Origin of the sequence: Streptomyces sp. H27-H5 (genome assembly GCF_026627505.1) — a bacterium.
GTDB lineage: Bacteria > Actinomycetota > Actinomycetes > Streptomycetales > Streptomycetaceae > Streptomyces.
This window is the reverse complement of the sequence record NZ_JAPNLK010000039.1, coordinates 69,025-81,147: the sequence shown is the minus strand read 5'-3', so window position 1 is coordinate 81,147 and position 12,123 is coordinate 69,025. Positions and strand designations below refer to the sequence as shown.

The window sequence follows — 12,123 nt, the reverse complement described above, 5'->3', positions numbered from 1 at the left end:
ACCAGTCCGAACACGGTGCGACGGCCTGGCTCGCCGTGCGCTCCTACCTCGACTCCGCCCGCAAACACGGACTGAGCGCCTTCGAGGCCATCCACCGCGCCCTCACCGGCAACCTCTGGATGCCACCGATCGAACAAACCACCTGACCAGCAAGCCTCACATACCGTCACCATCCAGCCGCAATTCCTTCTGAATGCTTACACTTCGGCGGCCTTCCCATCGACTACCGCATCATCGAAGGCGGGAACTTCGGCGTCCGCGGGGTCCCCCAGTCCCGCACCGAGGCCATCCTCCACGACTGGGCCGTGGGCCTGGGCGCGGAGATCCGCCGCGGCCACGAGGTCGTCGGCCTCACCGACGGCGAGGACGCCGTCGAGGTCGAGATCGCCGGCCCCGAGGGCGTCGAGCGCCTGCGCGCCGCCTACCTGGTGGGCTGCGACGGCGCCCGCAGCACCGTCCGCCGCCTCTCCGGCATCGACTTCCCCGGCACCAGCGCCACCATCGAGATGAAGATGGCCGACGTGAGCGGCGTCCCGCTGCGGATCCGCCCCACCGGCGAGGTCGGCGAGCAGGGCATGGTCGTGGTCCTCCCGCTCGGCCCGCACGCCACCCGCGTCGTGGTCTTCGAGCGCGGCGCCGGCGTCCGCCCCACCCAGGAGCCCCCCACCTTCCAGGAGGTGGCCGAGTCCTTCCAGCGGGTGACCGGCGAGGACATCAGCGGCGCCACCCCGCTGTGGACCAGCTACTTCACCGACGCGAGCCGGCACGCCGCCGAGTACCGCAAGGGCCGCGTCTTCCTCGCCGGCGACGCCGCCCACATCCACCTGCCCATCGGCGCGCAGGGCATCAGCGCCGCCGTCGGCGACGTGGTCAACCTCGGCTGGAAGCTCGCCGCGGCCGTCAAGGGCACCGCCCCCGAGGGGCTGCTCGACACGTACCACACCGAGCGCCACCCGGTCGGCGCCCGCATCGTCGCCAACACCCTGGTCCAGCGCACCCTCTACCTCGGCGGCCCCGAGGCCGACCCGCTGCGCGAACTGTTCGCCGAGCTGGTCCGCATCGAGGAGGTGCGCACCCACCTCGTCGGGCTGGTCACCGGCCTCGACACCACCTACGGCGCCGCCCCCGGCGACCACCCGCTGCTCGGCCGCCGCCTGCCCGACCAGGAGCTCCTGGTCGACGACGCGAAGACCAGCACGTACGAACTGCTGCACCAGGGCCGCCCGGTCCTGCTCGACCTGCACGACAACGCCGAACTGCGCGCCGCCGCCGCCGGTTGGACGGACCGCGTCGACGTGGTGACCGCCACCCGCAACGACGCCGACGCCCCGGCCGCGAGCCTGCTGGTGCGCCCCGACGGCTACGTCGCCTGGGTCGCCGCCGACGGCTCTCCCGAGGGACTGGCCCAGGCCCTGACCGACTGGTTCGGCGCGCCGCGCCACACCGCCTGACCCGATGACCGGCCGGCGTCCACGCAAGCGCCGAGTGAAATCGACAAAGAGGAGTACGGTCTTGCCCACCAAGGCTGAGGCAACGAAAGAGGCCCCCAAGGCCGAAGAGTGGAACGAGTGCGACGTCCTGATCCTGGGATCGGGACTCGCGGGCTCGATCACCGGCGCGATCCTGGCCCGCCAGGGCGCCAACGTCGTCCTCATAGACGCCGGCCAACACCCGCGCTTCGCCGTCGGCGAGTCGCAGAACCCGCAGCTCGTCGAGTGGCTGCACATCCTCGCCACGCGCTACGACGTCCCCGAGATCAAGCACATGCTCGACGTCAAGGCGATCACCGAGCACATGGGCCCGCACCACGGCCGCAAGCAGAGCTTCGGCTTCGTCTCGCACGACAAGAACCGCGAGCCGAACCCGGCCGAGGCCACGATGTTCGTGATCCCCAAGATGCTGACGGAGGCCGTCCACCTCTACCGGCAGGACACCGACTCGTACTACCTGAACGTCGCGGCCAAGTACGGCTGCACGATCCGGCAGAACTGGCGCGCCACCGACCTCGACTTCGACGAGGACGGCGTCACCGTCACGGGCCACACCGGTGAGGTGTTCCGCGCGAAGTTCCTCATCGACGCGAGCGGGTTCCGCTCCCCGCTCGCCGAAAAGTTCGCCCTGCGCGACAACCCGCCCCGCCACAAGCACCACTCGCGGTCGCTCTTCACGCACTACGTCGGCATCAAGCCGTACGACGACGTGTGCAACTACCCGGAGGCGCTGCGCCCGCCCGCCGAATCGCCCTTCCACGGCGGCACGCTCCACCACCTGATCGAGCGCGGCTGGTTCTGGATCATCCCGTTCGACAACTACAAGGACTCCAAGAACCCGCTCTGCAGCGTCGGCCTGACCTTCGACGAGCGGCTGTACCCCAAGCCGAAGGACATGACCCCCGACGAGGAGTTCAACCACTACCTCGACATGTACCCGGCGGTGAAGCGCCAGTTCGACGGGGCCAAGCGGGTCCGCGAGTGGGTCTCCACCGACCGGATCCAGTACTCCTCCAAGCAGACCATCGGCCACCGCTGGTGCCTGATGTCGCACGCCGCGGGCTTCATCGACCCGCTGTACTCGCGCGGTCTGTCCAACACCTTCGAGGTCGTCGACGCCCTCGCCTACCGGGTGCTGGACGCGCTGCGCGAGGACGACTTCTCGGTCGAGCGCTTCGAGTACGTGGAGCGCCTGGAGCAGGGCCTGCTGGAGTACAACGACAAGATCGTCAACGCCTCCTACATCGCCTTCAGTCACTTCCGCCTCTGGAACGCCGTCTTCCGGGTGTGGGCCTGCTTCACCACCCCGGCGACGATGCGCCAGATCATGGCGCGCCAGAACTTCACCCTGGACGGCGACGACCGCCACTTCCGGGAGATGGAGAAGGCCCCCTACACGGGCCTGTGGTGGCCGGACAGCCACGCCTTCAAGCACCTCTTCGACATCACCGCCGAGACCTGCGAACGGTTCGAGGCCGGCGAGATCGACGGGGACAAGGCGGCCGACATCGTCTTCCAGGCGATCCGCGACTGCGAGTCGGTCAACACGCCGTTCGGCTGGAAGGACCCCGAGGACCACCGGTTCTTCCGGGCGACCACCCCCACGATGATGAAGTTCATGTGGTGGGCGAGCACCTCCGGCCCCAAGGAGATGCGCGACCTCGGACGCTCCATGCTCAAGGGCGTCGTCCGACAGGGCGTGCGCGGCCGCAAGGTCTCCTAGCCTCGGCCCCTCCCGGCTCCACCGGCCCCGCCGCCCCCTCCGGGCGGCCGGGCCGGTGGCCCGCCGCCGCTCCGCCCCCCACAGCCTCGTCACACCGCCTCGTCACACCCCTGTCGCCTCGACCCATGGGACAACCGTGATCACTCGTAGAGCACTCATCGGCGCCGGCACGGCCGCGGTCGGCCTGACCGTCCTGCCCGCCGCGAACGTCACCGCCGCGGCCGGCCGCGCCCCCTGGAACCAGCTCGCGCGCAACCTCCAGGGCCGGCTCGTCCTGCCCACCGACGCCGCGTACGGCGTGGCCAAGCAGCTCGAACTCGCCCAGTTCGACGCCGCCAACCCCAAGGCCGTCGCCTACTGCGTCAGCTCCGCCGACGTCTCCGTCGCGCTGCGCTTCGCCCAGGACAACTGCCTGCCCGCCGCCGTCCGCAGCGGCGGCCACAGCTTCGGCGGGTACTCGACCACCCCCGGCCTGATCATCGACGTGTCCGGGCTGAACGCCGTCGCCGTCGCGGCCGGCAACGGCTCGGTGAACATAGGTCCCGGCGCCAAGAACGTCGACATCCTCAATGCCCTCGCCCCGCACGGCCTCGTCGTCAGCGAGGGCGGCTGTCCGACCGTCGCGGCCGGCGGCTTCCTCCAGGGCGGCGGCTACGGGTTCCTGACCCGCCCGATGGGCATGGCCTGCGACGCCGTCACCTCGGCCGAGGTGGTCCTGGCCGACGGCCGCGTGGTCACCGCCTCGCCGACCCGCAACAGCGACCTGTTCTGGGCGATCCGCGGCGGTGGCGGCGGAAACTTCGGCGTGGTCACCCGCTTCACGGTCACCCCGCACGTCGGCGACCAGATGGCCATCACGAACCTGATCTTCCCGTACGACCGCGCGGCGGACGTCCTGGACGCCGCCACGACCTGGCTGGTGGACGCGCCCCGCACCATCGGCGGCGGCGGGTACGTCGTCCAGCCGGACGCGGCACCCGGCTCCGTCCCCAACGTCAACATCATGCTGGCCTCCCGGGGCACCCCGGCGGAACGGGACGCCGAGGCGGCCCGACTGATCGCCCTGACGGGCGCGCCGTTGGCCCGCCAGGACGCCGTCATGACGTACCAGCAGCTCATGATGATGATCTTCGGCTGTGGCACGCTCAGCCAGGACCAGTGCCAACGCGCGGGCAAGTCCCCGTCCGGCGTGCTGACCCGACCCGAGTTCGGCCTGGAGCGCACCCGCCTGGCCGGTCGCCCGCTGGGGCACACCGGCTGGACGGACGTGATGACGGCCTTCGACGCCGAGCGCAGGGCCGGCCAGGCCCGCTACCTCGACCTGCACTTCTTCGGGGGCGCGGCCAACGACCCGGGGCGCACGGACACGGCGTACGTCCACCGGGACTCGCTGTTCTCGGTCAACTACCGGGCCCTGATCAACGATCCGCAGCAGAACACCGCCGACGCGCGGGCGGTCGCCACCCACTGGGTCGACAACGGCTTCCGGACGATCGACCCGCTGTCCAACGGGGAGACGTACCAGAACTGGATGGACCCGGCGCTCACGGACTGGAAGCGGGCCTACTACGGCGAGAACTACGCCCGCCTGGCCAGGATCAAGACCAAGTACGACCCCGCGCGGTTCTTCTCCTTCGCGCAGGGCATCGGGTCCGCCGGCTGATCCGGACCCCGACACGGGCCGGGCAAGAACCGGAAGAGAAGGCCTGGGGGCCGCCGTCCCGGGACGGCGACCCCGTGACCCGGGCGGCCGTCAGGGACGGCGGCCGTACCAGCCGACGAGCCTGTCGATCGCGGGAGCATCCTCGTGCACCTCCACCACCGGACCGAACGGAACCTGGCCGCCACGCGGCTCGGCCGGCACGGCGCGGTGCATGTTCGCCAACGGCGCGGCGAGCATCTCCGGGTCCCACGTCGGGTTCTGGCCGGTGGCCTTGGCCAGGTCCCAGACGTGCAGGACGAACTCGTTGGTGTAGATCACCGAGGCGACCACACCGGGCACCGGGCCCCAGGGCAGACCGATCTGACGACCCAGCACGGCCGGGTCGGACCAGACCGCGTCGAACTCCTTGACGGAGACCGCCCAGGCCTCGGCCCAGTCACCGTCGGCGACGTCCTCCGCGAAGTGCGGAACGCTCATGAAGGAACCGCCCGCACCGAGCACGGCGACCCGGCGCAGCACCGACACCAGGTGGTTGGCCATGTCCCGGACCGAATAGTCCGGACAGGGCGTGACCTCGTCGTACTGGTCCGGGCGGATGCCGGCGAGGACCTCGTGGGCCAGTGCGACGACCTTGAAGAGGCCGCCGCGGGGGTCGGTGGACGGACGGGTGGCAGGGGCGCCGGAAACATTCACAGTCTCTGTCATGACTCCATCTTCCCCACCAAACAGGTCATCTTATGGCCTATTAGAAAGAACGTGGGCAAAATGAAGGCTGATCGTCTGGTCGCCACGCTGCTCTTCCTCCAGGCGCGCGGACGCGTCACGGTCAAGGAGGTCGCGGGCGAACTCGAAGTCTCCGAACGCACCGCCCGCCGCGACCTGGAGGCGCTGACCCTGGCGGGCGTACCCGTCTACTCCCAGCGCGGACGCGGCGGCGGCTGGAGCCTGGTGGGCGGATCCCGTACCGACCTCACCGGCTTCACCCAGCGCGAGATCGGGGCGCTGTTCCTCGCCGCCGGTCCGCTCTCGGCCTCACCCGAACTCCGCGCCGCCCTGCGCAAACTGGTCCAGGCACTGCCCGCCCCCATGCGCCCGCACGCCGAGGCCGCCTCCAAGGCACTCGTCGTGGACGGCCTCGACTGGTCCCGGGCCGCCGTCCGCACCGCCGGCGGGCCGCACCACGACGCCTTGGAACAGGCGGTCCTGGACCGGGTGCGGATCACCCTCGGGTACACGGACCCCGACGCCCCGCCCGGCCGGTGGACCGTCGACCCGCTCGGCCTGGTCTGCAAGGCCGGCCAATGGCACCTGGTCGCCGCCACCGAGGACGGCCTGCGGTCCTTCCGGCACACCGGGGTCACCTCCGTCACCGCCACCGGTGAACCCGCCCGCCGCCCCCAGGACTTCGACCTGGCCACGGCGTGGCAGGCGTTGACCGACGGCGTCGAACGGGGCCTGCGCACCACCACGGTGCGCGCGGCGGTGCACACCGACGTGCTGCCCGCCCTGCGCGAGCTGTTCGGCGACCGGCTGCGCGGGCCGCAGCCGCGCGCCGACGGCCGCCACGACATCGAGGCCGACGGGCCGTCACTCGACGTGCTCACGGCCCGACTCGCCGGCTTCGGCGCCCGCGTCGAAGTACTCGGCCCACCCGAGGCGCGTGCCCACCTGGCACGCCTCGGTCGCGAACTCGCCGCCGTACACGGGCAGTCCGCACCGGGCCCGGCCGTCCCGACCGGGGACAGCACCTCCCGGAGGGATAGTCACTTTCCCCTAGGTACTTACTATGTCGAGGATGCTAGCGTCCCCGGTATCACGGCGAAGGACACCGTCCGGCCACCGCGGCGCCGCCCCCGACAGCGGCTTTCTCCCACCATGAACCTTGATGAAGGAGCATTCTCATGATCGTTGTCACCGGAGCCACCGGAAACGTCGGCCGCCCGCTGATCGCCACCCTCACCGCGGCCGGCGCCGATGTCACCGCCGTCTCCCGCAACCCCCTGCCCGCCGAACTCGCCCGGGACGTACGCCACGTACAGGCCGACCTCGGTCGGGCGGAGAGCCTGCGCGAGACCCTCAAGGACGCCGACGCCCTGTTCATCCTGCTCGCCGGCGAACTGCTCGGCGGCGGCGAGAGCGCCGAGACCCTGCTGACCGTGGCCAGGGAGTCCGGCGTGCGCAAGGTCGTCCTGCTCTCCTCGCAGATCACCGCCACCCGTCCGGACGCGCAGTCCCACAGCCGGCTCCGCGAGTTCGAGGACGCCGTTCGCGGTTCCGGCCTGGAGTGGACCGTGCTGCGCGCCGGCGGTTTCGCCTCCAACGCCTACGCCTGGGTCGAGTCGGTCCGCGCGGACCGCACCGTCCTCGCGCCGTTCGCCGACGTCGCGCTCCCCGTCGTCGACCCGGCGGACATCGCGGCCGTCGCCGCCGTCGCCCTGCGCGAGGAGGGCCACGCCGGCCAGACCTACGAGCTGACCGGCCCGGCCGCGGTCACCCCGCGCGAGCAGGCCGCCGCGCTCGCCGAAGTCCTCGGCGAGGAGATCACCTTCATCGAACTCAGCCGCGACGCCGCCTACGCCCACATGTCGCAGTTCATGCCGGAGGGCGTCGTCCAGGGCACCCTCGACATCCTGGGACAGCCCCTCCCGGCCGAGCAGCGCGTCAGCCCCGACGTGGAGAAGGTCCTCGGACGCCCGGCCTCCCCCTTCGCCGCCTGGGTCGAGCGCAGCCTGCCGGCCTTCAAGTAGGCCTTCGGGCCCACCGAACCCGCGGGCCTCCCCGCCGCCCGCCCGTCCCCCGCACGGGTCGGCGGAGAGGCCCGCGTTCCCGCTGTCCGGGACCCGTGCCGCCCGACGCGCGGGGTCCGTGCCGCCCCACGCACGGGCCCACGTTTCCGACGTACGGGGCCCCGCGTGACGCGGCGGGCACCCTTTCAGGCGAACGAAAACCGGTTCGCGAGTCACCGGTCTCCCGCTCACTCGTTCCCTTCACGTGATCCGTACTGGTGAAGGGACGCGAAGCCTGTGAGCAAACGTCAAAAGGGCCGAAGGCACCGCACCGTGAACATGACGCCCCGGCCGGTCGGACCGGCCCGGGGCCGTCCCCTGCGCGTGCCGGCCACCGTGTCCGTACCCGCCCCGGGGCCCGACCCCGTGTCGCCCTCCGCGGCCGTCCCGGCGCCGACCCCGAAGGCCGACCCCGTGTCGCCGTCCGGGGTCGACCGGGGGTCGTCCCCGAAGACCCACCCCGTGTCGCCCCCGGCGGCCCACCCCGCGTCGTCCCCGGAGACCGACCCCGTGGCCGCCGCGGCGGATCCGGGTGGGCCGGAGCCGCACCACGACCTGTTCCACACCTCCGCCAGCAACGGCGGCCTCGGCCTGCCCGCGGCGCGCACCTGGGACGGACTGAGGGCCACCGCCCCCGCCGGGGCCACCCTGGAAGAGCTGTCCGCCGCCGTCGGGTTCACCCCGCCGACGATCGCCAAGCACCTCAAGGCGCTGGCCGCCTTCCGGCTGGCGGAACAGCGCGGCCCCCGCTGGCACCCGACCGACGCGCACCCCACCCCGTCGGGAACGGCCGCCGCCCCCTGACGTCGGACCTGAAGGGGCCCTGCTCCGGCCCGACACCGGCCGGAGCGGGGCCCCTTCACGCCGTTCGCGCGTCGGGCACGTCCGGTTCCCGCGTCGGGCCGGCCGCGGGTGGTGGACGAGGCCCGCGGACATGGCCGATCATGGTCCGATGCCGCTCCGCACGCACGAGGTCGATCTGTTCGAGAACTCCAGGGGCCGCCTGGAGGCGATCGCCTACCGACTGCTCGGGTCGGCCGGAGACGCCGAGGACGCGGTACAGGACGTGTTCCTGCGATGGCACGCGGCGGACCGGGAGCGGATCGAGACGCCCGAGGCCTGGCTGACGAAAGTCCTCACCAACCTCTGCCTCAATCAGCTCACCTCCGCGCGGGCCAGGCGGGAAACCTACGTGGGGCAGTGGCTCCCCGAACCGGTCCTGGCCGGAGACCGGATGCTCGGTCCGGCCGACACCGCCGAGCAGCGCGAGTCGGTCTCCGTCGCGATGCTCACCCTGATGGAACGGCTGACGCCCAACGAGCGCGTGGTGTACGTGCTGCGCGAGGCGTTCGGGTACGCGCACCGGGAGATCGCCGAACTCCTCGACCTCACCGAGTCCAACTGCCAGCAGATCCACCGGCGTGCCAAACAGCACCTCGCCACGCACCGGCCCCGCACCGAGGTCGACGCGGCCGCCGCGCGGAAGGTCGTCGAGGAGTTCCTCGCCGCGGCTCTCAGCGGCGACACCGATCCGCTGATCCGGCTGCTCACCGACGACGCGGTCAGCGTGGCCGACGGCGGTGCGAAGGTCCAGGCCCGCAGGACCCCCGTCATCGGTGCGCTCCGCATCGCGCGCTACCTGCGCTCCCTCTTCCGGCCCACCCCCGCCAAGCGGGCGCGGGTGGGAGGCAGCGCCGCCCTGCACGCCGCCGTCGTCAACGGCGGTCCCGCCGTGCTGATCGCGGCCGGCGAGCAGATCCTCGGCGTGATCTGCCTCGGGACGACCCCCGACGGCGTCGAGGAGATCCACATCCTGGTCAACCCCGACAAGCTGGACCGCATCACGCGCCGGTGGGCGGCCGCCGGCCCGCATCAGCCCCTCGCGCAGGTGTGGTGACCCACGTCACATGCGAAACCTGTCAGGGATCGAGCGGCTGTCCGGTTCAGGAGGTGAGTCCCACCGGATAGGAGCCAGCCATGAAGCACCGCATTGTCGTCCTGGGCGCCGGGTACGCCGGAGCCACCACCGCCGGTCGCCTCGCCCGGCGCCTGCACCGCGACGACGTCGAGATCACCCTGGTCAACGCCGACCCCGAGTTCGTCGAGCGCGTGCGCCTGCACCAGCTCGCCACCGGCCAGGACCTGCGGCCCCGCCCCCTGCACGCGCTCTACGCGGGCACCGGAGTGCGACTGCGGACGGCGCGGGTCGCCTCGGTCGACGCGGACCGCAAGACCGTCGCCCTCACCGGCGATCAGGGCCCCGACGCCCTCGGCCCCGACACGCTCGGCCCCGACACCCTCGCGTACGACACCCTCGTGTACGCCCTGGGGAGCACCACCACCGACCGCGGAATCCCCGGCGTCGCCGAGTACGCCCACAACGTCGCCGGGAAGCAGGACGCACTGCGGCTGCGGGCGCGCCTGGCCGAGCTGGAGCCCGGCGCGACCGTGCTGGTCGTCGGCGGCGGCCTGACCGGTATCGAAGCGGCCACCGAGATCGCCGAGGCACGCCCGGACCTCCGGGTCTCCATCGCCGCCCGCGGCGGCGTCGGCGACTGGCTCAGCGACAAGGCCCGACGCCACCTGCACCTCGTCCTCGACCGGCTCGGCATCGCGGTCCACGAGCGGGCCGACGTCACGCGCGTCGAGACGGACGGCGTGGTCACCGCCGCGGCCGGACGGATCCCCGCCCGGGTGACCGTGTGGACGGCGGGATTCGCCGTCCACCCGATCGCCGCCGCCACCACCCTGACAGTCTCCGACACCGGGCAGATCATCGTCGACGGCACCATGCGCTCGGTCTCGCACCCCGACGTGTACGCCGTCGGCGACGCCGCGCGCGCCGAAGGGGCGGGCGGCAAGCCGCTGCGGATGGCCTGCGCCACGGCGACCCCGATGGCCTGGCAGGCCGCCGACGCCCTCGCCGCGCGCCTGACCGGGCGCAAGGTCCGGGAGACCACGATCGGCTACGCCGCCCAGTGCATCAGCCTCGGACGCCGCGACGGGATCCTCCAGCGCGTGACCCACGAGGACGAGGCCACGTCCACCGTCATCGCCGGCCGAAGCGGTGCCCGCATCAAGGAGCTGATCTGCTCGGCCGCGGCCTGGAGCATCTCGCACCCGACGATGCTGATGCCGAGTCGCCGCCGTCGCCTCGCGGCGACCCGTGAGGTGGAGACCCGACTCGTCACCACGTGACGCGCCATCCGCGTCCGCACGGCCCGGCCGGCCCGACGCTTGCCCGGTCGTCCGCTCCGGTTCGGTTCGGTGCCCCGGTCGGCTCCGGAGCGGCTCCGGAGCGCCCGGTCGTCCGCTCCGGTACGCGCCTCACACCCGGGAGGCGCGGTGTCCGGGGTGCCGTTCCCGAGCCCACGTCGGCGTCCAGATCGCGGCGTCGGAGCGGTCGGGCCGGGTGGACCGCAGGTGGTCGCGGAGCATGGCGAGCGCGGGATGCGGGTTGTCGCCGAGCCACACCAGCGAGTGCGGGTACACCGGTGTCGGGTCCCGCACCTCGATGCGCCGCAGGTCGTGGTGGGCGGGGCCCACGAGCGGGTCCTCCTCACCGACGAAGGTCGCCAGCGTCGAGGAGCCGGCGATCGCCTCCAGGAGGGCGTCGGAGCCGAAGTTGGGGCCGATCGTGTCGATGGTGAGCCCGAACTCGGCCGAGAGCTCGTCGTAGTACGCGGCCCATTCGGTGCCGGGAACGATGCCCGGCATCCAGATCTTGTACCGGGCGAGTTCGGCGGGCGTGACCGCGCCGACGCCCGCCAGGGGGTGACCCGGCCCGGTGAGGAGCTGGAGACGGTCGTCGAGGACACGGGCGCTCTCGACGCCCTCGGGAAGCTCCCGGGTCGGCATCGTGAGGGCGCGGGAGGTGGCGTCGATCGTGCCCGACAGGACGGCGGTGATCGCCGAGTCGGCGTCGAGGAGGTTGGTCACGACGTCGAGTTCGCCCTCCGGATGCGCGCTGTGGAACGCGCGCAGCAGTCGCGCGGGAGCGATCCGCCGGTTGATCACGTCGACGCGCAGGGCGCGGCGGCCCGGACGCACGGAATCCGCCGCCCGCTCGGCGGCGAGCAGGAGAGCGCGCGCGTGCGGCAGGAAGGCCTGCCCGTCGACGGTGAGCCGGACCCCCTGCGGGGCGCGGATGAAGAGCCGCACCCCGAGATCCCTCTCCAGGGCGGTGACGCGCTTGGACACGGCCTGCTGGGTGATCGACAGGTCGTCGGCGGCCCGCTGGAAGCGGCCCGCGTCAGCAATGGCCACGAAGGTGCGTACGGCATCGAGATTCACGCCGACCCACCCTAGGCCCTGTCGTCCACGTTTCGCCTGACCCGCCGCGCCACTTCGACGACGGGACCCAGGCCCTGGCCAGTCGCACAACGCGTGGTTGTGAGCGCCGGTCGGCGGGTTGTTTGACCCGCCGGTGTGTCCCTCGCTTTGATTCCTCCGGTCAACACG

The 12,123-nt window shown here is 72.2% G+C and carries 10 protein-coding genes; 8 read left to right on the top strand and 2 right to left on the bottom strand.

What is annotated here, in order from left to right; translation table 11 throughout:
• Positions 1-182 precede the first annotated feature (182 nt).
• The 3 genes from OTB19_RS20465 to OTB19_RS20455 all read left to right on the top strand — a co-directional run bounded on the left by OTB19_RS20465 (position 183) and on the right by OTB19_RS20455 (position 4,876).
• Entirely contained in the window at positions 183-1,451 is a 1,269-nt protein-coding gene (locus OTB19_RS20465; RefSeq protein ID WP_324290531.1) for an FAD-dependent monooxygenase, read from the top strand.
• Positions 1,452-1,512: 61 nt separating this feature from the next.
• Positions 1,513-3,213: an NAD(P)/FAD-dependent oxidoreductase gene (locus tag OTB19_RS20460; RefSeq protein WP_267799783.1), complete on the top strand. Its 1,701-nt coding sequence runs from the start codon at positions 1,513-1,515 to the stop codon at positions 3,211-3,213.
• Positions 3,214-3,349: 136 nt separating this feature from the next.
• Positions 3,350-4,876, top strand: a complete 1,527-nt coding sequence (locus OTB19_RS20455) for an FAD-binding oxidoreductase (protein ID WP_267799782.1) — start codon at positions 3,350-3,352, stop codon at positions 4,874-4,876.
• Positions 4,877-4,966: 90 nt separating this feature from the next.
• On the opposite strand, the gene OTB19_RS20450 is transcribed toward OTB19_RS20455, so the two are convergent.
• A complete protein-coding gene (locus OTB19_RS20450) occupies positions 4,967-5,581 on the bottom strand; it encodes a TIGR03086 family metal-binding protein (protein WP_267799781.1) in 615 nt (204 codons plus the stop codon).
• A gap of 60 nt (positions 5,582-5,641) precedes the next feature.
• Between OTB19_RS20450 and OTB19_RS20445 the strand changes: the two genes are divergently transcribed.
• From OTB19_RS20445 to OTB19_RS20425, 5 genes are all read left to right on the top strand, one after another.
• A complete protein-coding gene (locus tag OTB19_RS20445; RefSeq protein WP_267799780.1) occupies positions 5,642-6,781 on the top strand; it encodes a helix-turn-helix transcriptional regulator in 1,140 nt (379 codons plus the stop codon).
• Positions 6,778-7,623: an SDR family oxidoreductase gene (locus tag OTB19_RS20440; protein ID WP_267799779.1), complete on the top strand. Its 846-nt coding sequence runs from the start codon at positions 6,778-6,780 to the stop codon at positions 7,621-7,623. Before OTB19_RS20445 ends, OTB19_RS20440 begins: the two co-directional genes overlap by 4 nt.
• Positions 7,624-7,935: 312 nt before the next feature.
• Complete coding sequence (locus OTB19_RS20435) at positions 7,936-8,466, top strand: hypothetical protein (protein WP_267799777.1); 531 nt, start codon at positions 7,936-7,938, stop codon at positions 8,464-8,466.
• A gap of 148 nt (positions 8,467-8,614) precedes the next feature.
• On the top strand, positions 8,615-9,559 hold the full coding sequence (locus OTB19_RS20430; RefSeq protein ID WP_267799776.1) for an RNA polymerase sigma-70 factor: 945 nt from the start codon (positions 8,615-8,617) through the stop codon (positions 9,557-9,559).
• A gap of 80 nt (positions 9,560-9,639) precedes the next feature.
• Positions 9,640-10,860 carry an NAD(P)/FAD-dependent oxidoreductase gene (locus tag OTB19_RS20425; protein ID WP_267799775.1) on the top strand — a complete coding sequence of 407 codons (1,221 nt, stop codon included), beginning with the start codon at positions 9,640-9,642 and terminating at the stop codon, positions 10,858-10,860.
• A gap of 129 nt (positions 10,861-10,989) precedes the next feature.
• On the opposite strand, the gene OTB19_RS20420 is transcribed toward OTB19_RS20425, so the two are convergent.
• Entirely contained in the window at positions 10,990-11,955 is a 966-nt protein-coding gene (locus OTB19_RS20420; RefSeq protein ID WP_267799773.1) for a LysR family transcriptional regulator, read from the bottom strand.
• Between the last annotated feature and the right edge of the window lie 168 nt (positions 11,956-12,123).